The organism is Lacticaseibacillus hegangensis (genome assembly GCF_003946465.1).
Classification (GTDB): Bacteria; Bacillota; Bacilli; order Lactobacillales; family Lactobacillaceae; genus Lacticaseibacillus; species Lacticaseibacillus hegangensis.
In genome coordinates this window covers 1-24,070 of sequence record NZ_RHOL01000040.1, presented here as the reverse complement: position 1 = coordinate 24,070, position 24,070 = coordinate 1, and the positions used below count along the sequence as shown (strand labels likewise).

Annotated in this window: 22 protein-coding genes; 12 read left to right on the top strand and 10 right to left on the bottom strand. The window is 54.0% G+C overall.

What is annotated here, in order from left to right; all coding sequences use genetic code 11:
* Window positions 1-373 precede the first annotated feature (373 nt).
* The 4 genes from EKM86_RS10960 to EKM86_RS10945 all read left to right on the top strand — a co-directional run bounded on the left by EKM86_RS10960 (window position 374) and on the right by EKM86_RS10945 (window position 3,571).
* Window positions 374-700 (top strand): hypothetical protein, encoded by a 327-nt coding sequence (locus EKM86_RS10960; protein ID WP_125757944.1) that lies wholly within the window; start codon window positions 374-376, stop codon window positions 698-700.
* Entirely contained in the window at window positions 688-1,044 is a 357-nt protein-coding gene (locus EKM86_RS10955) for an HAD hydrolase-like protein (protein ID WP_318530649.1), read from the top strand. Before EKM86_RS10960 ends, EKM86_RS10955 begins: the two co-directional genes overlap by 13 nt.
* Window positions 1,045-1,062: 18 nt before the next feature.
* Complete coding sequence (locus EKM86_RS10950) at window positions 1,063-2,478, top strand: MFS transporter (protein ID WP_125757939.1); 1,416 nt, start codon at window positions 1,063-1,065, stop codon at window positions 2,476-2,478.
* Window positions 2,479-2,617: 139 nt separating this feature from the next.
* On the top strand, window positions 2,618-3,571 hold the full coding sequence (locus EKM86_RS10945; RefSeq protein WP_125757937.1) for an alcohol dehydrogenase catalytic domain-containing protein: 954 nt from the start codon (window positions 2,618-2,620) through the stop codon (window positions 3,569-3,571).
* 73 nt (window positions 3,572-3,644) lie between these two features.
* Here the strand turns inward: EKM86_RS10945 and EKM86_RS10940 are convergent, their stop codons facing one another.
* Window positions 3,645-4,073 (bottom strand): MerR family transcriptional regulator, encoded by a 429-nt coding sequence (locus EKM86_RS10940; RefSeq protein WP_125757935.1) that lies wholly within the window; start codon window positions 4,071-4,073, stop codon window positions 3,645-3,647.
* Window positions 4,074-4,192: 119 nt separating this feature from the next.
* Between EKM86_RS10940 and EKM86_RS10935 the strand changes: the two genes are divergently transcribed.
* The gene (locus EKM86_RS10935; RefSeq protein WP_125757933.1) at window positions 4,193-5,689 is read left to right on the top strand and encodes an MDR family MFS transporter; all 1,497 of its coding nucleotides are present in this window, start codon (window positions 4,193-4,195) and stop codon (window positions 5,687-5,689) included.
* A complete protein-coding gene (locus tag EKM86_RS10930) occupies window positions 5,686-6,414 on the top strand; it encodes a DUF4811 domain-containing protein (protein ID WP_125757931.1) in 729 nt (242 codons plus the stop codon). Before EKM86_RS10935 ends, EKM86_RS10930 begins: the two co-directional genes overlap by 4 nt.
* A gap of 117 nt (window positions 6,415-6,531) precedes the next feature.
* Here EKM86_RS10930 and EKM86_RS10925 read toward each other — a convergent pair whose 3' ends face one another.
* Window positions 6,532-7,458, bottom strand: a complete 927-nt coding sequence (locus EKM86_RS10925; RefSeq protein WP_164506256.1) for an ADP-ribosylglycohydrolase family protein — start codon at window positions 7,456-7,458, stop codon at window positions 6,532-6,534.
* A 292-nt stretch (window positions 7,459-7,750) separates the two neighbouring features.
* On the opposite strand from EKM86_RS10925, the gene EKM86_RS10920 reads away from it, so the two are divergent.
* Window positions 7,751-8,722: an alcohol dehydrogenase catalytic domain-containing protein gene (locus EKM86_RS10920; protein WP_125757927.1), complete on the top strand. Its 972-nt coding sequence runs from the start codon at window positions 7,751-7,753 to the stop codon at window positions 8,720-8,722.
* Window positions 8,723-8,773: 51 nt separating this feature from the next.
* Window positions 8,774-9,235, top strand: coding sequence for a hypothetical protein (locus tag EKM86_RS10915; RefSeq protein ID WP_125757925.1), 462 nt, complete (start codon window positions 8,774-8,776; stop codon window positions 9,233-9,235).
* 956 nt (window positions 9,236-10,191) lie between these two features.
* Here the strand turns inward: EKM86_RS10915 and EKM86_RS12635 are convergent.
* On the bottom strand, window positions 10,192-10,389 hold the full coding sequence (locus EKM86_RS12635; RefSeq protein ID WP_225419410.1) for a LysR family transcriptional regulator: 198 nt from the start codon (window positions 10,387-10,389) through the stop codon (window positions 10,192-10,194).
* A gap of 168 nt (window positions 10,390-10,557) precedes the next feature.
* On the opposite strand from EKM86_RS12635, the gene EKM86_RS10910 reads away from it, so the two are divergent.
* The 4 genes from EKM86_RS10910 to EKM86_RS10895 are packed head-to-tail and all read left to right on the top strand — an operon-like array spanning window position 10,558 to window position 17,000.
* Window positions 10,558-12,045 (top strand): hypothetical protein, encoded by a 1,488-nt coding sequence (locus EKM86_RS10910; RefSeq protein WP_225419409.1) that lies wholly within the window; start codon window positions 10,558-10,560, stop codon window positions 12,043-12,045.
* Between the two features lie 8 nt (window positions 12,046-12,053).
* Window positions 12,054-13,061 (top strand): hypothetical protein, encoded by a 1,008-nt coding sequence (locus tag EKM86_RS10905; RefSeq protein WP_125757921.1) that lies wholly within the window; start codon window positions 12,054-12,056, stop codon window positions 13,059-13,061.
* On the top strand, window positions 13,058-16,177 hold the full coding sequence (locus EKM86_RS12530; RefSeq protein ID WP_225419408.1) for an SbcC/MukB-like Walker B domain-containing protein: 3,120 nt from the start codon (window positions 13,058-13,060) through the stop codon (window positions 16,175-16,177). The genes EKM86_RS10905 and EKM86_RS12530 overlap by 4 nt, the downstream gene beginning before the upstream one ends.
* Entirely contained in the window at window positions 16,170-17,000 is an 831-nt protein-coding gene (locus EKM86_RS10895) for a DUF2399 domain-containing protein (RefSeq protein ID WP_125757919.1), read from the top strand. The genes EKM86_RS12530 and EKM86_RS10895 overlap by 8 nt, the downstream gene beginning before the upstream one ends.
* 767 nt (window positions 17,001-17,767) lie before the next feature.
* Here the strand turns inward: EKM86_RS10895 and EKM86_RS10890 are convergent.
* The 7 genes from EKM86_RS10890 to EKM86_RS10860 all read right to left on the bottom strand — a co-directional run bounded on the left by EKM86_RS10890 (window position 17,768) and on the right by EKM86_RS10860 (window position 23,851).
* Window positions 17,768-18,649 (bottom strand): LysR family transcriptional regulator, encoded by an 882-nt coding sequence (locus EKM86_RS10890; protein ID WP_125757917.1) that lies wholly within the window; start codon window positions 18,647-18,649, stop codon window positions 17,768-17,770.
* A gap of 19 nt (window positions 18,650-18,668) precedes the next feature.
* Window positions 18,669-19,301 carry an NAD(P)H-binding protein gene (locus EKM86_RS10885; protein ID WP_125757915.1) on the bottom strand — a complete coding sequence of 211 codons (633 nt, stop codon included), beginning with the start codon at window positions 19,299-19,301 and terminating at the stop codon, window positions 18,669-18,671.
* Between the two features lie 3 nt (window positions 19,302-19,304).
* Entirely contained in the window at window positions 19,305-19,640 is a 336-nt protein-coding gene (locus EKM86_RS10880) for a carboxymuconolactone decarboxylase family protein (RefSeq protein ID WP_125757913.1), read from the bottom strand.
* Window positions 19,641-19,667: 27 nt separating this feature from the next.
* Window positions 19,668-20,411, bottom strand: a complete 744-nt coding sequence (locus EKM86_RS10875; protein ID WP_125757911.1) for an SDR family oxidoreductase — start codon at window positions 20,409-20,411, stop codon at window positions 19,668-19,670.
* Window positions 20,412-20,468: 57 nt separating this feature from the next.
* Window positions 20,469-20,837, bottom strand: coding sequence for a cupin domain-containing protein (locus EKM86_RS10870; protein WP_125757909.1), 369 nt, complete (start codon window positions 20,835-20,837; stop codon window positions 20,469-20,471).
* A 1,280-nt stretch (window positions 20,838-22,117) separates the two neighbouring features.
* Window positions 22,118-22,957, bottom strand: coding sequence for a TIGR02391 family protein (locus tag EKM86_RS10865; RefSeq protein WP_125757907.1), 840 nt, complete (start codon window positions 22,955-22,957; stop codon window positions 22,118-22,120).
* 30 nt (window positions 22,958-22,987) lie between these two features.
* Window positions 22,988-23,851 carry a hypothetical protein gene (locus EKM86_RS10860; protein WP_164506255.1) on the bottom strand — a complete coding sequence of 288 codons (864 nt, stop codon included), beginning with the start codon at window positions 23,849-23,851 and terminating at the stop codon, window positions 22,988-22,990.
* Window positions 23,852-24,070: the final 219 nt, after the last annotated feature.

Below are 24,070 nucleotides of genomic sequence, written 5' to 3'. Positions count from 1 at the left end.
AACCGCCGTATACGGAACCGTACGTACGGTGGTGTGAGAGGTCGGTAGCCGAATTAATCGGCTACCTCCTACTCGATCTATCTGTCGCTGAGTCTTCAACCCGGCCGTTTTGCGTTTATGACCAAGGACGCCGGCTCCGTTGGGGACATTACGCAGCCGATAATGGCTAAACTAACGACACTAACGACGCGACGTTGACCAAGATGATCACGTTGCTGTCGCCCAGAGTCAAGCAATTAGCTAAACAAGTATTAGGCGAGTCGCCTGCAATCTGACATGGGACACGTTTTTTTCACGCGGCAACGAGTCGTCTGAAGCGCCAGGGAGAAAAAATTCTGCTACCATGAGCTCATCAATTATTGGGGGGATCCACATGGTGAAGTTTGCGCAGATTCGTGGTTTTCTCATTGATCTGGACGGGGTGATTCTCGATACGGCAAGCTTAGATCTGAAGGCTTGGCACCAGCTCGCGACCTCACTTCAGCTGCCCTGGGATGATGAACTCGAGGTGCAATTGAAAGGCCGCAGCCGCTTTGATACGCTCGGGATGATTTTGGACTACTCAGGTGAAGCTGATCAGTTTGATGCGGTGGCTGAGGCATTCCTTGCCAACCATCAGAATGAACGATTTCTCAAGTTGGTGGCAAACCTGCCCCGGCTGATACCCTGCCGGGAATCAAGGCATTTTTGGCCGAATTGAAGACAAACGGGTTTCTCCTGGCTTTAGCCTCCGCGTCGAAAAACGTCCCGGTGGTACTTGACAGGCTTGAATTATCCCAGTATTTTCCAAATCGGATTTGCCCAGATATGTTCATTCAAGAAAGGCCGAATCCAGAAATATATTTAAAGGCCTCTGCCAGCATTGGCTCGGCGCCGGCGGACTGTATCGGCATCTCATACGCGGCGTCCGGGATCGAGGCAATTAACGCGGCCGGGGCCTTATCGGTCGGCATTGGTGATCGGCGGATCTTGAAGGAGGCGGCGCTGGTGGTGCCGAGCACCCGGGAGCTGACATTGGCAAATCTGCGGGCCCAGCTGAGTTAAAGGTCAGGGGGAATTTAAATGGAAATCGCCGCAAGTAAGCGCTGGTGGGCGCTGACGGCACTGGGCTTTTTTGCCTTCATGACCAATCTTGATGGCTCGGTGGTCAGTGTGGCAGTGCCGGTGATGGCCAAAAGCCTCGCCGTGCCGGCCAGCCAAATGGTGTGGTTGACATCGGTCTACCTGATCGTGCTGACGGCACTGCTGCTGCCATTCGGCAAGCTGGGCGACCTGATCGGCAAGCCGCGCATCTTTAAGTGGGGCACGGCGGGCTTCATTTTAGGGTCGGTGATGGCGGGCATTGACCTGGGCTTTGCCTTTCTCATGGTGGGGCGGATCGTGCAGGCGACCGGGGCGGCCATGACGTTGGCCAATACTTACGGCATCGTGACGGCGAGTTTCCCGGCGCGGGAGCGAGGCAAGGCAATGGGTTTCGTTGGCACCTTTGTCGCGCTCGGCAGTGTCGCCGGCCCGGCCGTTGGCGGAATGGTGCTGGCGGTTGCAGAGTGGCCAGTGCTCTTCTGGATCAACGTGCCGTTTGGCCTGGTCGCCTTGGGGCTTGCGCTGTGGGCGATGGGCAACGGGCGGCCGCAGCAATCGGCCTTTGACTGGCTGGGTGCAGCTGCCCAGGCGCTGGCAATCGGGGCCGGCTTTTGGTCGTTGAACCTGCTCCAGACCCAGGGACTCACGCCGGCGGTGTTGGGCCTGTTAATCACTGCAGCGGCGGCCTTGCTATTTTTCTGGTGGTGGGACCACCGCAGCCAAAACTCGCTGATGCCGCTGACGATTTTCCACAACCGACTGTTTTCAATGGGAGTGCTCTCGGTGTTCTTCGTCTTCATGGCGCAGTTCTTCACGACCGTGCTGATGCCGTTTTACCTCGAGGACGCGCTAGGGCTCGGGCCGGGCACCGCCGGGGCGTTGCTGACACTGTACCCGCTGATGATGGTGTTCTTTGCGCCGCTGGGCGGCGTGATGGCCGACCGTTATAACACCGCTGCGGTCGCTCTGAGCGGCGTGTTGCTGATTGCGCTCGGGAGTGCCGGCTACTTGCTGCTCGGCCTGCACAGCTCACTGTGGGCCTTTGTGGTGATCACGGTGATGCTGGGGATTGGTAGCGGGATCTTTCAGTCGCCAATCGGGGACCTCGTGATGTCGGTCGCCGATTCCACGCAGCTGGGCGTCGCGGGCAGTGTCAACGCACTGGCGCGCAACCTGGGGATGGTCGCCGGCACCAGCGCCGCAACCACGACGCTGTTTACCCGCATGAGCACCCTGGCCGGGCGGCGGATCACCACGTTCCCGGCGGCCCACCCAGCGTGGTTTATCAGCGGCATGCACCTGGCAATGGGCATTGCGACGGTCCTGGTGCTGGCCGCGGCCGTGGTGCTTGGGCTGACGGTGCCGCGGTGGCGGGTGTTTCGCCAAGCCGGCTGATTCACGTCAATGCGAGGCCAGCCGCGGCGATGGGGCTTCGCAGTAGCCGGAGTGGGCGAGGTGCAGGCTGCCTTCTTGGTACTTTACCGCGGGTGGTACACTATAGGCGTGAAACCAATTGAGAACGGAGGCAGTCAGCATGAAAGCAATCGTGATCGAACAAGCAGGCGGGCCAGAAGCGCTGCAACTTAAAGAGGTGCCAACTCCTCAGGTCAAACCGGGCTGGAGTTTGGTCAAAGTCAAAGGCTTTGGCATCAACCGGTCGGAGATTTTCACCCGCAATGGCGAGTCACCGACTGTCAAGTTCCCGCGAATCTTGGGCATCGAGTGCGTCGGTGAAATTGCGGACACCACCGACGCGGCTCACCTGCCAGTCGGTCAAACGGTCGCCTGCCTGATGGGCGGTATGGGCCGGGCGTTTGACGGCGGGTATGCCGAATACGTGCTGATGCCGAATCAAAGCATTTTGCCGGTGACCACCAGTCTCAGCTGGGCCGAATTTGCCGCGATCCCCGAGACCTACTTCACCGCGTACGGCGCGCTGCACAATGCGCACCTTGACCGCGCCCACAGTTTGCTGGTGCGCGGGGCGACCAGCGGCGTCGGCAGCGCGGCCATCAAGTTGGCCAAGGCGATGGATTCCACCATCAAAATCGCCGGGTCCACGCGCCACGAAGAAAAATTTGCAGAGCTAAAAGCCATCGGGTGCGACGAGCCGGTCCTCGATGAGGACGGTAAGGTGCAAACTGATGGCAAGTTCGACGCCATCATTGAACTGGTCGGGACGGCATCGCTGACGGATTCGCTCTCGCACCTGAATCCGCGCGGGTACTGCTGCCTGGTCGGCGGTCTGGCCAATCAGTGGACGGTGCCGGACTTTGACCCGTTCGTCATTCCCTCCGGGGCGTCTTTGACCTCGTTCGGTTCTGGTGCTGAGATCACCCCGGAGCGCTTTGCCAACATGATGCGGCTGATCGAGAATCACCACATCGACGTTAAACCGCGCAAGACCTTTGATTTGGCCCACACCGGTGAGGCCCAGGCGGCGCTGGATGAGCCGGACAGCTTCGGCAAAGTGGTCGTCCTTCTTTAATTTACAGTTAGACGCTAAAATGCCGTCTTCTGCACGATGCAGAAGACGGCAATTTTTTGCTATCGATCATTAATTAATTGGCTTGGTGGGGGACGCGCTTAAGGGTCACTTGATCGCCAACTTCGGCCACCACGTCGTAGCCGGGATCATTGTCCAGCGGCCCGAAGTTTAGCGTCAGGGTATGCGCAGTTTGGGCGACGAGATGCACGCGCTCTTTGACGATCATCTGCAGGGCCTCGGCGAAAGTGAAGTGGGTAGCGGCGTCTTGTTCCGCCTTGGCCAGCGTGTAGCCTTGGTCGATCATCGATTTGACGAAGCTGATCGTCACGATGTCGCGGTAGCTATACCGCTTGTTTTGCCCTTCGCCGTGGCGGATTGGGTGCACGATGCCTTTTTTCTCCCAGTACCGGATCTGGGTTGCCGTGGCCCCAGTAACGCGGCTGGTCTCGCCGATGCCCATTGACACGTCAAGGTCTTGGACCTGACGTTTGAATTCATCCAAGGTTTTTCCTCCTATACCATTGACATGTAAACACAACTGACGTAATATTTTCACTTGTGATTATAACACAATGTTATATTCGGGTAACAAAAAATTAGATAGGGAGCCTAAAACATCATATGGACAGTCTTAAAAATGCTAAAGATGTGAATGGCAAACCGATCCATGCGATGATGATGATCATCACCCTGCTCGTGGGGACCTTCACCACTGTGTTGAATCAGACCATTCTCTCAACCGCGTATCCGACCTTGATGAATACGTTCAATATTTCCACCTCGACCGTTCAGTGGCTGACGACGGGCTTCATGCTGGTCAACGGGATCATGATCCCAGTCACCGCGTTCCTGGTGAACAAGGTGCCAACCAAAATCCTGTACCTGTTTGCGATGAGTACGTTCCTGATTGGGACAATCGTCGCTTATGTTGCCGGCAACTTCGGCATCCTGCTGACTGGGCGCTTGATCCAGGCGGTCGGCGTCGGCGTCACGATGCCGCTGCTGCAGAACATCATGCTGACGATTTTCCCGCCTGAAAAGCGCGGGGCCGCCATGGGCGTCGCCGGCATCGCCATCGGGGTCGCCCCGGCCATCGGGCCCACGCTGTCCGGGTGGGTGATCGACCAGTTCGGCTGGCGCATGCTGTTTGGCATGATCATCCCTGTTGCGGCGCTGGTGTTGATCAGCTCGTTCTTCTTCATGGCGAACGTGCTGCCTGACCGCAACCCGAAGCTCGACGTGCTCTCGCTCATCGAGTCGACCATCGGTTTTGGTGCCTTGCTTTACGGCTTCTCGGAAGTCGGGGACAAGGGCTGGGGCTCGCCAATCGTTTACGGCTCCATCGTCGTTGGCGTGCTGGTGATCGCGTTGTTCACACACCGGCAGCTGCACTTGGACCAGCCGTTCTTGGAACTGCGGGTCTTCAAGACGAAAATTTTCACCTTGTCGTCGATCTTGGGTTCCATTGCCAACATGGCGATGGTCGGGGCCGAAATGGTCATTCCGATGTACCTGCAGATCATTCACGGCAAAACGGCGCTGGAATCTGGGCTGACCCTGTTGCCTGGGGCCATCATGATGGCGCTGATGAGTCCGGTCACTGGGAATATTTTTGACCGGATCGGGGCCAAGCGCCTCGCGCAACTCGGCCTATTCCTGCTGGCCATTGCCACCGTGCCGTACGTGTTCGTCACGGCCAACACGCCGTCGATTTACATCACCATGCTGTACATGGTCCGGATGTTCGGGATCTCCATGACGATGATGCCGCTGACCACCAACGGCATGAACGCCTTGCCGCAGAACATGATCGCCCACGGCACCGCCGTCAACAACACGGTGCGGCAGATTGCCAGCTTCATTGCGACCGCCATCATGATCTCCGTGCTCAGCGACGTCACCAATGCGTCCAAGCCGGCCAAGTCACTCCTCACGTCCGACCCGCTGGCCTACAAGCACGCGTTCTTCAATGCGACCTTAAACGGCTACCACGCGGCGTTCTGGTTCGCGATCGGCTTCTCAACGCTCGGCTGGCTCTTGGCGTTTTTCCTCAACCAGAAGACCGGTTCGGTTGAAGTCGACCTTAAGCCCAATGCAAAAAAGGAGGCGGCAAAATGATTCTATGGATATTGATCATTAGCACCGCCTTGCTGTTCCTCAGCTTCATGCTGATGAAGAATTCCTGGCTGCGCACGTGCCTCAGCGCAGTTTTCCTGGTTATTCTCTTGGGCTCGATCGCGCTGATCCAGACCAACGATGCCCAGCACGTGGGCATGAAAAAAGTCACCACCGAAACCACGCAGGTGATTTACAGCGCTTCGCCGAGTCCGCAGCTGAAACTGCTGCTGCATCAGAACATCGGCACCGCCGGCAAGCACAGCGTGGTCATCTACAAGACTAGCCAAAAAGGCAAGGCCACGCACACCAAGGCGGACTACGACATTCACAACAAGGTCATTTCAACCAGCGACAACGTGGCGCAGATGAAAATCCGCCGCACCGAGTGGGTCTACAAGTCAGGCTTTTACGCCACCTTGTTTGCCAACCAGAACAATCACTTGCTGGTCAGCCAGACCAACACGTTCTCGCTGCCCAAGGGTTGGTACAACCTGACCACCAAGCAGGCTAAGGCCCTCGGTAAGCGGGCGAAAGCCATGCAGCACCCGAGTGCCGCACAAAAATCCGCGATGGGCCAAGCCATTCAGGCTCAGGTCGCCGCAGCGATGCAAAAGGACCCGACAATGAGCAAGTCGGATCAGCAGAAGCTAGTCAAACAGATCACCGCTAAGTACCAGCAGCAGGCGATGGCCAAGCTGATCAAACAGATTCAAGCTAAATACTAAGTTTGAAGAAGTCGTGTCTGAGAAGACACGGCTTTTTTGCTGCCGGCCATTGAAAATAGCACTGCCTTTTCAAGGCAGTGCTGCGGGCACCCACAAGCGAATTGTCGCGTACCGAGACTACTTTTCACCAAATTTTTTGGCGAAGTCGGTAATGATACGGCGGCTCTGCTTGGTCTGAATCAACGCCTTGCGCCACTCCGCCGGCGCCTGCTCGTCTAAGTGGCCGGCCGCATACAGGCAGGCGGCGATTTGGGCAATCGTATCGGTGTCCTCGCCGAGGTTGGCTGCGGTCAGAATCAGGTCCTGCACAGACGCCGCATTCGCCGCACACCAAACGGCTGCTTCCAGCGAGTCAATCACGTAGCCGCTTGAGCGAATCTGGTCGCGCGGTGTGGCGAAAAAGTCTGGGCTCAAGACCCGGTCAAAATACGCGAGTTCCTCGGCATGGAAGTCACTTTGGTGCACCAACTGGCTGGCCTGCTTGAGTGCTTCGGCGAGCATCTGGCCCGCCAGCAACTGCCGCAGCGTCTCAACGTACAGACAGCTGGCGATGATCGACCTCTCGTGGCCGTGCGTCACTGTGGTAAAGTCCCTGATGCGTTGCTGACGATCCGGCCAGCTTTGCCCATCCAGGGCGAAGGCGAGGGGCGCAATGCGCATCAACGCGCCATTGCCGTTTGCGTTAACCGACCGGCTGCCCGCCTCAGTTGCGGGCACGCGCCCGGTGTTGAAGCGGCTAATGGCCTCACTGGTGCCGATGCCAATGTCGAAACGAATCCCGCGCGGCGTGTAGTCGCCATCGAGATAGGCAGTGAACTTTTGCATCAGCTGGGTTGGCCCGCCGCCTTCGGTCAGCGTTTCGGCCAAGCACAGGGTCAGCGAGCTGTCGTCGGACCATGAGCCAGTCGGCTGATCATACGTACCATGGCCGGTCATGCTGGTGAGCTGATAGCTGTCGCGCGGCCGGAACTCGACTGGTACCCCGAGCGCATCGGCAATCATGCTGACTTCGAAAAAGTTTGTGATTTGGTTTTGACTGGCCATGGCTGCCTCCATGATTGACGTTAATCACTATTGTTGAATTCAGTTTAGCATAGTGCTTAACCGCAGATGAACTGGTTGCTGCCTGTGGGAGTCTGAACAGTCCAAATTGAGCGTTTACTCGATGGCCCAACGCAAACTGTCACTTACGTTTCATTCTCCCTATCAGTAAACTTAAGGCAAGAACATTGGCTAAGCCGAAGAAGTATTTGCTGGCTGCTTAACTCAAGACCGGTAGCCTAGTCTGTTGGCTAAGCGGGCGACTTGGTAGCTTATGTCGAAAGGATGACAATCAGTGAGAGCAGAAACCGAAAAGATGCAGGCTGCCTATTTTACGCAAGTGGGTGATCCTGACCAGATTGAAGTGGGGCAGCTACCGGTGCCTTCGATCGGGCCGGCTGATGTCCTGGTGCGGATCTGCGAGGCGGCGGTCGACCGAGTCGATGCTTATGTGCGTTCCGGGGCGTTTAAAACACCGCTTCAACCGCAGCAAATCATCGGCCGCGATGTGTGGGGCACGGTGGCGGCAGTGGGGGCACAGGTCAAGGCTTTCCATGTTGGCGACCGGGTCTGGACCAATAGCATGGGCTACGGCGGCCGGCAAGGGATTACCGCACAGTTCGCCGCCATTCCTGAGACGCGCCTGTTTGGGATGCCCAATGTAAACCCGAGCAGCTGGCTGGCGCTAGTTCACCCTGGTGCGACCGCGGTCATCATCGTCACGCAGCTCTTGAAGCTTCAGCCTGGCCAAACATTGCTTGTCGAAGGTGGCGCGGGGCACGTTGGCCGGATGCTGATCCAGTGTGCGAAAATTTGCGGACTGCACGTGATTGCCACGGTGAATCCGCGAGATTTTGCCACTGTGACGGCCTTGGGCGCTGAGGTCATCGACTACTCGCCAGGCTGGGAGACAAAGTTGGCCGGGCCAGTGGATGCCATCATCGATACTTCAGGTCGCGTCCCGTTGCAGCTAAACCTGGATCAGCTTGCAGTGGGCGGCCAGCTCATTTTGATTGCGGCCACCAAAGAACCCAAGGTTAGCTTTGACCTGCCTAGATTCTACATGAACGTTCAGCAATTGCGCGGGTTTGTCATCAGCCGGGCGAGTTTGGCGAGTCTGACGCAGGCGAATCAATGGCTGCTTCAGCACGCGGCCGCTTTTGCGCCGCTGACGGTCGAGCGGTTGCCGTTAAGTGATGCCGCAAAGGCCCATGCAATGGTCATGGATCCACAGGTGAAAACGCGACTGCTGATTACCTTGCCATAGTTGTTGGTAATCCGATATGATGGCCCCAAAAGCAAGCAGGAGGAGAATGTCATGAAAATCGAACTGGTGCCAATCACGATCGACATGTATGAAGGCGACGTCGAGGTCTACGATAATTCGATCACTTTGGATCCGTATGTGTTGGTGCACGTCATTGCGAAAGCGCCGCACTGGTCAGAGACGGTCGATGGGGATGTTCAGCTGCGTCGCCAGAAGGTGCGTGAAATCAAAAAGGCTATTGCACCGGTGATCAAGCAGAACCAACAATGGCTCGATTTGGATACTCTGCAGCCACCTGACGCTATTCTTAAAGCAGTCCCGGACATGATCAATAAGCTCAGGGCTGCTTTAAACACGGTGATGATTCCAGGCGAGTTGGAAATCGACTCGATGGAGCTGATTGGGTCCTGGCCGGCATACGAAGCTGAGCCAACCGAGCTGCTTGACCAGTATCATCAACAGCACGCGCTTCATCTAGCAGAACGCCTCAGAGACCAAAAACTGGACGAATAATTTGCGAGCCGAGTGGGTGACCACGACCCACGCTCGTCGAATGTCAAAAACGCCCGGCGCCTTTTCTTGAAATTACCAAGAAAGGGAGCCGGGCGCTTCGTCAGCCTTTGAACCCACGCAAAGGGCACCATCCCTCTCGAAATGGTGTCCCGCGCCACCGGCTTTGACCCCGGTGGCTTTTTATTGCAGAGTTGCCCCTGCCTGCTATCCCAACCGCTGTCACCAGGGCCGGTCGCTTTATTAAGTTAGGAAAGTGATAGCAGCATCCCTCACGCGTCCTGTAAGGACCCCACGCTCTTCACATGGTCTTCATCGCCAAACCGATCGGAAGGCTCAACGTGCCTGGCGGCCCCAAAGTGCAGGTCGGATCGCCAGGGAGTTTCCGGGTGAATCTGACGAGGCGGTACCGTCCTCGCCCTCCCATCATCCAAAGACAGTATCGCACGCAATGAAACCGCTGTCAATCAATTTAAGATGAAGCTTTTTAACTGTGTCATGACATATAGTACTCTGTTTATATTTGTGTCTAAATGGCTCTAAAAGGGTTATAGAAGCTACTTGGACCGCACCAATCAGAGCGATAATCAGTGCGACATTTGTTTCTTGCTGAGTGGTTTGAATCGGTTGGTGAACCCCAGGCTAATTGAGGTCTGGAGACGGTGGTTACACCAGGCAAGGCCATAGGGGTCTGCACGTGTGGTGAAAGGGGGATGAAGTATACCGTGGCGTAGTCTCTTATGATTGGACAAACTGAATGAAGTTAACAATCAGGTTGAAGTGAACGATATTCCAGTTGGTCAAATCAATCTCGGACAAGGTGGACTGAGTTGCAACCCAAAATTGCGGATAGAAATACTTAGCGGCACATCAAGCAGAACGCACCTGAAAAACTGCTAGCGCTGGTCGAAAAAGTCCACTCATGCAGCTGGTTTATGGTCAAAATTTTCTGCGCTCGGTTACTGGGATATACCCCAATCTGTGTCAGGGTATGAGTGTGATTGGTTCGAGTTAAATTGCGGGGCGCCCAGTTCAGTTTCGAATTGCTCGAGCTGGCGATACAGCGTCGGCTGCTTGATGCGTATCCGTTCTAGCACCCGCGAGATTGAGCTGGCGCCGCAAATTGCAAAAAAGTATCCGAGCAGTCGTATTTCCATCCTCCCTTCTTGTGCAAATTAGGTGACGCGCTTAGATATGACACTCTGAACCTAAAATGGAATGAAATGAATCAAACTCGCCTAATTTTTTCCATAGGGTTCGTGAGTGAAATGGATTTCCTTTATAATGTTAGTGAATGTAAGGAGGCGGCGCATATCGCAATACAAATGGATCCCCGGCTGAAGGACCTGATGCTAGCGACACAGCTCGGTCTCAGCCGTGACCATCCCCTAGCCGGTTGGCATGTGCTGACCATCCTGTATCGTGAAGGTACCGGCAGCAATGAACCGAACACGCTGGATTATCTGTTCCAACGCTATAACGAGGATTATGTGGACACTGCAGCAGGCGAGGGCCTAATCACTAAAGCAGCGCTAAAAGGGGTGCTGGAGGTGCTGGAAACGCAGGGCGGATTGATTGCGAGCGCGCAGCGTAAGGTCAGGCTCTATACGGACAGCGGCAAACCGCTGATTCGCACGACCAAAATCTTTCGTATCACCGCGCGCGGCAGTGAAATGCTGCGGGTGATGCGGCAAGTGATCGAAGCCGAGAATACCATCACCGCCAACACCAATCGAATCGGCGAGTTTGTCACGCTGCTCGCCAGCTTGACCGGTGATCAGCTGCTTGCCACTGACACTCGGCTGTACAACGCCTTCCGCAATATGTTGATCGCATATGGAGATGTGATGCGTGGGATGCACAAGCTGGATGAAGACGTCGATGAGTTGGCCAACAACTTGGCGTTTGACCATGGTAGTCAAGCCGCCAAACAGCTGCAAGAGATGCTGACGAAAAAAGCGGTGCCGGCCTATTTGACCTTGCTTGAGCAAGCCGATCCGGTGCGAGCTTTGGCCGAGGACGACGAGTTTGCCGCCAGAGTCGCCCGTTCGCAGCAAGGCGAAGACGACCTCGATACCGACCGTGCGGTGAACAATCAGCTGAAACTGACCACTCGCGCGATCAACACGCAGGCGTATGTCAAGCGGGAGCTAGACGCGATGGAGATGAGCTTTTTTGGCAGTCAGCAGGCGGTGGATCGCAGCTTGGATTCCGTATTTCTGCTTTTTCAAACGATCAACAGTGCAATCACTTTACTGAGTCAGGAATACGAACACGCCCAGCAGCAGACCATTGACATCAAGGCATTGAATCAAGACCTGGATCATTTGCTGGCCCATGTCGAGCGTGTCCAGCTGCCTAGCGCATTACCGCGGCATCTGCCGTTTGACCGCGACCCGGAAAGTGATCCAGACGATCTGCTCAATGCAACGACGATGGGGCCTGTAATCAGTACAGCCTCTGAGCGCCGCGTGAAAAGTGTGACTGAGGCCGACAATCCCAAGGTTAGTGATGAGCTGCTGCCGGTGTCTGACCAAAAAGCTGCACTAGCAGAGTTACAAGGGCTGGTGATGCAAGATCCGACCCATGGGCGGGTCGATCACAATCTGACCTTGACCACGACGATTGCGCGTGACGAACTGGTTAAGCTATATGCCGCCACCGGCTACCGCCGTTTCACCAATTTTAGCTGTTTCGGAAGGTCGGTGCACGCCGTCCAGGCCCTTCCGGCCACGGGCGGGCTTTGGCTGCATTGCCAAGGGGAGACTCTGAGTGCTTACCTGCCAAGTGGTTTTACTTTTGAATTTGATTAAGGAGAAAAATGGTCAACTTACATCAGACTGAGCAGAACATCATCAGCCAGTTATTTGACAGCAGTATTTTTACCAGCTCCGAAACTGCCGGCATGGCGCAGGCAAAGCTGGAAATGATTCAGGCGATGCGCCGGCCGCAAACTGTCAAGCGCATCAGCAGCTTTCTGACTGACTTAGTCGGGCGGGCCCCTTATGTTTTTCTGGAGAATATGGTTTGGCTGGTCGGCGAACAGGCGACCCTTTCAGTCGACCAAACCCGTGTGCTGCTAGCCACGATGAAGGCAGTGATCAACGAGCCGAATGTTCAAAGCGCTAATGCGGATCATTTGGTGGCTCGCGTCCCGATCATTCGCCAAGTGCATAGTGTCGTTAGCAATTTGGACGAACGGGCGATCGAGTCGATTATTGACGGGCTGTTGGTCGACCGCTTCGGCTTATTGACCAAAGAAAAAGTGACGGTGCCGGAAAACGAGCGCAACGTGGTGGTCGACGCCTACTGGAGCGTCAGCCACGACTTCACGAATATCACCCAAGCACTGGTCAATTGGCTGAAACAAGCCCAGCGGCCCGCGCCGCTTTCTGCAGTCCAACAAGTCAACAGGGCGCTATTGGCGCGACCATTTATAAGTCCGGCAACGGCGCCGGACCTGTGGCCGGCATTGCAGACGCACAAAGAAGAAATCGCCGCCTTATGGTGGGCGACTGGCCGCTATGTGCTTGAGTGCGGGGATGCATACGCAGTGTTGTTGGACCGCAAGCGCCTGCCCAGCACATCGAAGCAGTACATCACGGCGCTGGGCGTCGCACTCAGCCTCGGCGCCGGGCTGCCGGAAGCTGAGTTGGGTAAGCGCATCCGCCAAGTCGGCAAGCAGTACTATGAGAATATTAAGACTCTTAATCCCACGATGGTGAAAGACGCATTGTTTGAGTTTGCGCTTGCTTATCGCCATGGCAAAACCATTTTGCCCACGGCACTGGTCGACCGGGTGATTGTCAAACAGGAGGAAGCGCAATGAACGAACAGACGAGCCTAATTCCACTCAGTTATCATCTGCGTAATTTTAACCAATACGTGAAGCTGGATATGGACGCTGCCGAGTACGGCAACCTGACCCTTGTCGGCGGCAACACTGTCGGCAAAACGACACTGGCTAATTGCTTCCTGCCGATGCTGATCGATGGCACGATCGCCACGCCGTCGTTCAATTCCGCCACCAATCTCAAGAAACTTAATTCAGACGCCAAGGTGCAAAACAGTAAGCAGCATGAACGCACCTTTGAAAGCATGCTGCTGGGTTGGGGCGAGAATGCCATGGCGGTGCGGACGGGTTATTCATACGTGATCCTCCATTCCGCCCGCCGCCGGGTCATCCTGGGGCTGGGTGCTCACCGCCAGAGCGACGGCCACAAAAGTGCTACTTGGTGGTTCGTGGTAATCAGTGCTGCCGATGCGACGGATCCGCTGATCACCACCGATGCAGATGGGCATTCTTTGGATAAGCAAGCGTTTCAGATGCAAAATGCATCACTTGGTGCTGAACTACAGGTCTTCGATCGAGCGGACATGTATCGCAATTTTGTGGCGAGCCAAGTCTATGGGTTCAGTGACAGCCACACGCTGAGTCAATTGGCGGCAGTCTATCGATTGCTGGCGTCACCGAGCCTGACCGGCGGGGACGCCAAGTTCAGTCCGATCTTAGAGGCGCTGAAAAATGCTCAAGCCGGCGTCGACACTGCGACGCTGGAGGCCGCCGCTGACAGCCAGCGCGAACTGAATCGCCTCAATCGACTGGTGGCGCGCATCAAAGCTGGTCAGAGACGGCTCAAGACGATGAAGAAGGAGATTTTCCTGCGCAACTTGAATCATCTGAATGATACGTTATTGCCCAGGTATACCGCGCTTGGCCAACAGCAGCGTGAAGCGGAGGACCAAGCCGAAGCAGCCGCCATTGCGGCCAAGAAGCTGGTGCAACAGCTGGACTTGCTGGCCGCGGCTCTAGAAAAGGCGGAAGTGAATGTGAATGAGCTGACCGCCGCCAAGTTAGCCCAAGCGCAGCAAGTGGCTCAGCGCAGCCAGTATCAAAGCGAACTTGACTCGCAGCAACGGGCATTAGCCGGGTATCAGCGCCAGCTGCAGCGGTTAGAAGAAGAACAAAGTACACTCAAACAGTTCCAAGCACAGTTGAACGATTTGAATAAAAAAATGACCGAGCTGATGACCAGCGAGATCAAACCTAGTGAGGCCAAGCTCAATGCGTTGTCGGCTAAACTGCCTGAAATGAGTGGGGTGATTGCGCAAACCGACCCGACGGCGACGCTTAAGGCGCTGCAGGACTACCTAGAGGCAATCAAGCGCGGTCTGGCCCGCTATCGCAGTTTAGAAGATCAGTTAGCCAACTTGTCCAAAGACGTTGCCATTGTCAGCAAGGTGCAGGGCCAAATGGGTGAAGCCATCGACCGCGACCTGCAAGGGCCGCTGGTCAGTCGGGCCAAGTCAACCTTACAGGCCGATAATACCCGGATTCATGAAGCCGGCGCGGCGGAAATGAATGATCAGTTTACGCCGCTTAAAACTCGAGAAACAGAATTATTGAAGCGCCATCCTGACTTGAGCAAGCTGTTGGCTGCGCCTCAGCTGTTAGATGAAACAGCCACACTGGCAGACCAGTATAGCAAATTATGGACCAGTTACCAGACACTGACCGGCAAGCGCGACCGTCTGGCTGACCAAGTCAGCAACGCGGAAGAGGACGTTGCCAAGACCCAAGCAGATATAGCAGCAGGGATCGATCCTGCGCAAGTGACTAAGCGCATTGCTGAGTTAAAGGCTGCACTGTCAGCGCTGAAGATCGATGAGACCATTGCTGATCGCCTGACCGCTGCCAAACAGCATTATCAGGCGATGCAGAAGAGCCAACGCGACCTCAGTGCTCAGCACGCTAAACAAGAGCAGCGCGAAGCCACTGCCCGCGAGAATTTGGACGCGGCGAAGCAGCAGCAGGGTCAAGTCGGGAACGTCATCGAGCAAGTGCTAAACGTGCTGAAGCCGTATTTTCCAGTGGAAGAAGTGGGCTCGATCGACGCGCTCTTGGCCTATGTCAGTGCCAATGGCAGTGAAATCAGAAATCGCAGTTATGGCGACCTGAGCGACCGGATTCGTCAAGGCATTCACCGCGGCGACCGCGATGGCAATGATGACAACGCGCTGGACAGCCTTTTCCAAGAACGGCAACACGAAACAATCGCCAGTCAAATGAACCAGCGCGCGATTCGATTGATGGATCAGCCGCTTGAGGTGATTGGGGTTGCATTCGACATCAACAGCGCTGAGAGGTTATTAATCGAGGACCTGGCAACAGTCACCCAAGCACTAGACGCGCGTCAATCCGGCAATTCGCTGGCCCAGGTGACCTATCAGCAAGCTGCAGTGTCCCTGATTGCCGCCCAGTATCGGGTGGTGGATGAATACAACAAGATGCTGACAGAAGGAATGGCCGCATCGCAGAATATTCAGCTGCGAATTCGCCTGCGTCCGACTACCGTCAGTCAAACCGTGATCGATGAAGCGGTCGCGACCACTCGCCGCGACCGGCCAAAACTGACTGCGGAAATTACTCGGCGGTTGACGCAGTTAGCCAATGACGCGGAAGTCGCAGATGACGATGACCTGTTCATGGCCCGGGCCCATGAATTGCTGGATATTCGCGAATGGTCAGCCTTTTCAGTCTGGATCAAGCGGCGGCAAAGTGCTGACTTCGAAGAGGTCGACAACCGGTTCGTTTCTTCCGGCGGCTCTGGTGCGGAAAAGGCTCAGGCAATCTTATTGCCGCTGCTGTTAGTGCCCAAGATGCTGCTGAGGCAGGCAAGCGAGCCGGATGCGCCGCACTTGGTGATGTTCGATGAGTTTGCTGACAAGTTGGATCCTGATACTGCGCGGACTTTCGCCCAGACAATTGCCAGCTTTGGTTTCACCTTCATCGCGACCATGCCGGCCGGTGCACAGACGAAGATTCTGGCGGATAAGGTAACCAATATTGCCTGGGAAGTGTTTGCTGCGCCGCAACGCCACGACCATGTCTTCCGGCCCAATCACGTGCAGTTAGTCGTCAATTGGGGGGAACAGGATGCCTGATTATCTTAACGCGTACGCCCAAGCCACTGGCCATCAAGCCCCGCTACAGGCCAGCTTGCTGGATCCGTTGTTTGCGGCAATGAAAAGTGGTACTGCGCTGCCGCCGCGGGCGCAACAGGCTGTCGATGTCGGTTTGACTGCTCATACTTTGAATGATCAGCGAGAAAATCCCGCACTGTGGGCATACTACCGGTGGGTTATGCAGCATTACTTCGCCGGTCAGACAATCAATGAGCTGAGCGCCAGATTAATTGGATTGGCTTTCACCAGTGCAGGGTTGTTCGAGTCAGATCTGCCGCAGCCGTTGTCGTTCAACCCATGGCAAGCCGGTGCGGCCGGTGAGTTGCCGTTGCTGGCCAAACGTGCCGTGGTGTTAGAGAACAATGGTGTCTTCATCCTGCTTCACCGCCTGCATCCGACCTGGCCGCTGGTTTTGCAAGGCGGCAATGATTTCAATGCGACCTATGTGAAGTTGATCCAGCGGTTGGCTGAACGCGGTGTCGAGTATACCTACCTCGGCGATTTGGATAGCAAGGGCATACAAATGGCTGAACATTTTGCCAGTTTGCTGCCTGCGGCTCAGGAGAAAAAGGTTTTGGCGATTCAAAATCCCGAGCGCGTGATCGGCTGGTTAACTTCCACCTTGGCCAAGTCCGATACCGCGCGTTCGCGGCGGCTGAAGGTCACTTCACCGCAATTCGAGGCCGAGATGGATAGCGTGGTGGTGACTGGAAAGTTTGTTGAGCAAGAGCAATTGCTCAGTGACTATGAAAGACTAATTCCTGCGTGGCTGGCGAATGAAAATAGAAGAGAAGACAAATAAGCCGATCGGCCGCGGCCTGATTGCTGGCAAGAGATAAGGCAGTGTGAGAATTCGAACAGGTTAAAACACGGATGAAATCGTTGCCGCAGCAGGTCAATGAATCCTATGGTGCGGCGGCTATTAATGCGTTAGCGAAAATCGGCATGTTTGCACTTATGATTTCGCCAAGTTGGTATGGCAGATGATGTAGCTTGGTTCCACTGAGCAGATAGCAAAAAACGCCCGACCATTTTTCTTGAAGTTACCAAAAAAGGGGGCAGGGTGCTTCATCTGCATGCGGAACCACGCAAAGGACACCATCTCTTGTGAAATGGTGTCCCGCGCCACCGGCTTTGACCCGGGTGGCTTTTATTGCAGAGTTGCCCCTGCCTGCTATCCCCGTCGCGTTGCCGCTTCGAGTCTCTTTATTAAGTTAGGAAAGTGATAGCAGCATCCTGCCATGCGTCCTGAAAGGACCCCACGCGATTAACGTGGTCTTCATAGCCAACCAGCTGGCGGCTCAGCACGCCGGGTCAACCTCACACTGAGGTCGGATTGCCCGGTAGTCGGCGAGTAGTGCTGATGGGGTTGTTCCTTCCCTACCCACTCGTCATCCAAGGATAGAGTAGCACGGCATGAAATCGCTGTCAATTTAATTGAGATGAACCTTTTTAACCGTGTCATGACATATAGTATTCCATTTATATTCGCGGCTAATTCGACCTCGAAGCGGTCCAGTCGAACACTAAAAGGTGCCTTGATCAAAATCATGATCAGGGCACCTTCGACTATTTGGTGAAGTGTTTGAACCGGTCAATAAACGCCGTAGTGATCGGCGTCTGGAGCCGGTGCTTGCGCCAGGCCAAGACCGTGTGGGTCTGCACGCGCGGCGAGAACGGGATGAACCGGACCCCGGCATGGTTTTGCGGGTCGATGACGCCTTCAATCGTCAGCGCCGCGCCGACTTGCGCTTGCACCAGGGGAATGACGTTAAAAATCAGGTTGAAGTGCCCGACAATTTTCAGGTCGGCCAGCTCAATCTCAGACCAGGAAGCCAGGAGTTGCTGCACCGCGTCGCGACTGGAGATGATGAGTGGCACCGCTGGCAAGTCGGCGGGCTCAATCACGGGCTTGGTTGCGATAGGGGCGTCGACGCTGACGACCAGGCCCCAGCGCTCCGTGTGCGCCAGCGTCAGGTGGTCGTACTTGTCGGCATTCACCGGCTCCAGCAGCAAGGCCAGGTCGATCAAGCCCTTGTCGAGCCGGTCGAACAGGTCGTCGGAGGTCCCGGTAAACAGCTCGAAGGTGACGGCCGGGTATTCAGCGGTGAACGCCGCAAGCTCATTGGCCAGGGTGTGACTGCTGTCGGCCTCGACCGCACCGATGTTGAGGTTGCCGCTGAATAACTGGCGGCGCTGGTCGATAAACGTCTGCTCAGTTTGCTGCGTCAACGTCAAAATTTCCTGAGCGCGGGTTTTGAGGTAAAGGCCGGCTTGGGTCAGCGTGAGGCCGTGTTTGGTGCGGGTGAACAGCGGGGCACCCAGCTCATTTTCCAGCTGCTTGAGCTGGCGAGACAGCGTGGGCTGCGTGATGTGCAGCCGCTCTGCCGCCCGCGAGATCGAGCCCGCACCGTCAATCGCCAAAAAGTATTCCAGCAGTCTTAATTCCATCACGCACGCCTCCAGTCAGTTAATAAGGCCGGTCGCCATCCGTGCCGGACTTATCGATTCCTAGACTACTATACCGATGCAGGCGGGGATCCACAATCGTGTTGACGATCAGGTCGGCGACACTTTTGCGCGAGACGATGGTGCCTTTAAAAGGCGATCCTTTGACAGTGAGCTCGTAATCGATCTCATCATCGTCTGTCAGGTAGGCGGCGCGGATCAGGGTGTAGTCTAAGTTGCTGTCCTCGATAAGTTGGGCGGCACGGCGGGTGTCATCCATTACCGCCGCGCCGACGTCTTCTTCGACCCAGCGGCCGAACGCACCAGGCACCTCGTGGTACAGGCCAAGGCCGGTGACGTAAATTAGGCGGTCAACCCCGGCGTTGGTCATCGCCTTGACGATATTTTTCGCCATCGGTTCAAACTCCCCGCTGAGGTTCGCGTAGACGATGTCCTGGCTGGCCATGGCTTGGTACAGCGCCTGGTAGTCGGTCACGTCGGCCTCCACCACGGTTTCGCGAGTCGGGTCAACCTGCCCCAGACGCTTGGCCCGGCGCAGGTACAAGGTGAGGTGGGCGTCGGTTTCTTGCAGCAGGCGTCGGCGCACCAGTCTGGCGATTCGGCCGTGAGCCCCCAAAATCAGCACATTGTTCAACGGTTAGTCCTCCGTGTCGCTTTTGCCATAGATATCCTCAGCCAGCGGAAACGCGGACCACGCTTTGGGCCAGCCGGCGTAAAAGGACAGGTGCGTGATCAGAGCGACCATTTCGGTCTTGGTCACGCCGTTTTCCTTGGCGATGGCTATGTGCGACTTCAGCTGTGGGAAAAGGCCTTGCGCCATCAAGGCGGCGCAAGTGATCAGGCTGCGGTCGCGGGCAGACAGCTCGTCTTCCTTAGCCCAGACCTGACCGAACAGGACGTCATCATTCAGCGCGGCGAACTGCGGGGCGAAGTCGCCCAAGTTGTCGCGGCCAGCGGTTTGTTTTTTAGCCATTTTAATCTTCCTTTCTAGGTGAGCGGCCTACCACGGCTGGGTGGTCGGGCCGACGGTGAATTCACTCACGTTCGTGTCTTCCGGCATGTCGATGGCAAAGGCGACGACGTCCGCGATCCGTTCGGCACTGATTTCATATGTGTCATAGGTCTGCTGCATTGCCTCGGCGGCACCAGGGTCGGTGATCGTGGCGAGCAGCTCCGTCTTAATGGCGGCTGGATAAATCGTAGCGGTGCGAATGTGGCTGCCTTCCTGGGCGGATTCCATGCGCAGCACTTCCATCAGGTCGCGCACCGCCCACTTAGTCGCACCATACACCGCGCCGTTGGGGTAAGCCTTGAGCCCGGCGACGGAGCTGGTCGTGATAAGATGACCGGCTTGCTGCGCCTTGAATGTCGGCAGAGCGGCAGCAATACCGTTGAGCACGCCTTTCAAGTTGACATCGACCATCTGATTCCACTCGTCGACCTTCAGTGCAGATAGAGGGGAGCTCGGCATCAGCCCGGCGTTCAGAAACATGACATCGAAGCGGCCAAAAGTATCCTGGGCCATTTTCACGAGCGCGGCGTTATCTGCCGGTTTGGTGACGTCGGTGACGCGATAAACGGCTTGGCCCCCAGCGGCTTGGATGGCTTTGGTCAACTGTGCCAGTTTGGCTTCGCGCCGGGCGCCCAGCACGACCTTGGCGCCTTTTGCTGCCAGCAGTTTTGCGGTGGCGGCACCGATGCCACTTGATGCGCCAGTAATCACAACAACTTTATCTTTGATCATGAAAAATTCCTCCTAGTCGGTGAGTGCGCTGTACTGTTCATCGGAGACGGGCTCGAGTCATTCCGGCGTGCCGGCCGTGATGGCGATGTGTGAGAACCAGCTGTCCTTCGTCGCGCCGTGCCAGTGCTTGACGCCGTCGTGGGTGACCACGACATCCCCGGGGTGCAGTTTGCGCGCCGGCTGGCCCTCTTCTTGGTACCAGCCCTCGCCGCCGGTGACCAGCAGCATCTGGAAGCCGTCGTGGTGAATGTGCCAGTTGTTACGGCAGCCTGGCTCAAAGGTGACGTTGCCCACGCCAACGTTGATGGCCGGGTCGCTGATCAGGGTGTTGAGGTAGCTTTGGCCGACAAAATACTTGGCGTAGGCGTCGTTCGTGGCGCCCATGGGGAAGATGCCGTGCTTTACGGATTGTTCGTTGGTTGTCATGGTTTTGTTTGTCCTTTCAGTGACCAGTGAAAGCATGCTTGATTACCTCGTCAGTTTAGTGGCTGGCTTGATATGCGTCAAATACTTCTTTCGCGGGTCTGATATACCTACTGAGCATATATAAGTTGCGTGCGCGCCTGTGATTGCGTGACAAAGGAGAGTGTTCCCGCCAATCTGGCCTTCGCAGGTTGAAGCTGACTCTTCAGCTCCAACGACCTTCGTCTTCGATTGCATCGAATGATGACTGATCAGGTCGGCGTCAGAAGAAAAAGACACGCTGTTTCTGGAAATCTGGGAAACTGAATCACGCAGCTCTCAAAGCCAATTCGCTCTGGCTCGCCGAAAGTGAAGTGGGAAATCCGGTGCACGTTCTTCGCTTTGACGACAACAATCGGCAAAGGGCATGCAAAACTGTGAAAGAATCCGAGTTATCGCTCAGAGGCATATGAAAGATTTGAAAATATACGCGGTGAGTGCGCTAATAGCATTCGGAACAAGTATTCTTTCGCGTTTCGCAAAATGTAAATAAGCACTGGTTGGGGATCTTGGCGATTAGACTCCTCCTGATACGTCTTCATATTTTGAAAAATTCTACGATTGCTGTCCTGACGCAGCTATCTGACTGCCATTACGCATATTATTGTATTTGTCGTGTGCCTTTAAAGGCACAGTCGTCTCGACTCATCGCGAATTTCTTTCGCCGAGGCTCGCCGAATTTGCTTAAGTGAAAGTCTTGCGGACGTCGCTAACGGGAGAGGACCAAATCGGCTTAACATTATTGATTACTTACCTAAGCGCTTGAATTAACTCAAGTCTGTCTACAGTTTTTTCAATTCAGATTTCCTGATCAAGGTTCACGGGTCCGTACAATCCAACGGTTGACGAGAGAATACTTTAAAGTGGTGAAAAGCCTGATCTGAGATTAAGTACTTAATGGCGAATAGGATTAAAAAAAGCCCGATATCTCGGGCTTTTCTTGTGCCATTGGAAATTCAATGATTCGTCCAGCTAAATTTTGGGATTAGAAGAACTCGGCAACATGTTGGCAATTAATGACAAAAGCAAGTAGGTTTCGCCCACATTTTTACCCATTCATATGGGTGGTTTTCTAATGATGTTGGGCTTCTACAGTCTTAAACCTTACCATATTTATTTTTACCATAACTATAATTTTAAAATGACTGCTCATACAGGGAAGTACCGTGTCTTGTTAATACCTGGTTTTGGAACACGCTTCGACATAACATGCTGTTTCCAAAATGTGACAAAATTCATATTCATTATTCGTCCCAGCCCCTGGCAGTCATCAGGGTATCAATAATCTGATGAGCTTTAGACATGATCACAAAGGCGACTACCGCATCATCTAAGCTGGTTTCATCATATATCTTTACCTTATGGGCTTTAGGGTTCCTATACATATAAACGATGGTTTTGAAAATTGAAGATGCTGCGAAATACATGTCTTTTTCATCCTGTGTCGAAAGTCGATTTCCGCGTATGAAGAGAATTGGTGCTCTTAAATTAAACAAGTTATTTATCAATTGCGTTCCATCTAATGAAGATCCCGAAAGTCGCCGTAGACGATCTAGGACACCTTTGCTAGCCTCAAAGATTGCATGAAAATAATCTTCATGTAGAAGCTCTTTAGTACAATACTTCGTCACGTGAGAATCCAAATGCAAGGGACCTAATTGTTCACGAAACGTTTGAAGTCGGTTTAGTGCCTCAGACATGGTCGTTGCAGCTTTGATTTTTGTCACCAAACCATCATCACCAAGTGCAAAGCCAGTGAAAATCAAGACTGAATTGATAGATTTACGAATTGAGGACCATTGATTTGGTGTAGAAATATAATTCACAGGTTTTAGCAGATACTCAATTACCCCAAATACCGGTTCGGGCGAACCATGATGATTTTGAATTTCATAGCGGAATGTCTCATAAATTCGTTTCCACTTAGTTGTGTGAGACATTTGCGGAAATTCATCCAATCTTTGCTCATCAAAGTCCTTCAAATTTAGGTCATGAAACATTGAGCTAATTCCATTGGTAGTTGTTTCCTGGGCTAAAATTTTTGAAATATTTTGTAAGAATTGATTATCAAAAGTCACGTACATAACTATCTCCTAGTAAAATGTGTGTTACGATTAGTCTTTTCTGGTGGGATTCTGTTGCGTCTCGGTGGTTTGCTGACGTAAGAATTCTATTATGCCAAGCTTATTCCACTGAATGTGGTTTGATTTGTTGATGGACAGGAAAAGTTTTCTAATCTCTCTATCTCTTATTAATCCTGACGAATCAATCCAGAGTTTGCTTAAGGGCAGCCACCATTTTGATTGTGAGGCGGTCTGCCAGTCATCAACTTGCGAAGAAAGAATAGACTCAATCCTGGTATTTCCAGCCTTACTCCTTGGTTTAATTAACACAGTCAATAGTATTGGACTTAAATTGTCATTTTTCTTTAGGTATTTCGAGACTACAGTCGACGTTTCTCTAGACGTGCCAGCCTCAGATAGAACGTAGAAGTACCAAATCTCTAAATCCGTGTCTGAATAATTTTCTCTAATATATTCGAACTCAGCGTATAGTCTCTTCCAGCATCTATGACGGATTGCGGGAGCAATTGTATTTACGATTTCTGCTATCAACTTATAGGTTTGCATGCAAACAAGAGGAAGAACATAAGCGACCTTAATTAGAAATTCCAAAAATGAAAGCACAATCTGGTCATTCTTGAATTGAATTTTTCCTCTTACAATCTTATTTTTAAAGCCGGTTAAGGCTGCCTTAAGCGTTGGAATGTCAGCATTATCTATCATCAACGATAAATTTTCATGAATAATCTGATATTTATCGAAACTAAATGAGGTACGCCAATTACCCTTAATTATTGGGCGTAATGCTGGGTAATTTTCAAAATGAGCTTGCTTTTGGACTTCAAATCCTTTGAACAGCTTGATTTTTGCTTCGTTGAATGATAATTCGTGACTGCGAAAAACTTTTACGAGCATATTCCTGACCAATTCAAGATCAGTGATTGTCTTCCCAAAGAAACGATAATCGTCTACATACCGAGTAAAGCCCACATCAAGTCCCAATGAGGATAACTGAGTTGAGATTGTATTATCCAGAGAAAGTTGAAAAATTTCAGCTCCCCAGTTTACAATTCAAGTGCAACACCCTGACGACTAGACCAAAAAGGCCATGAAGACCTATTCTTGTTAGTACTA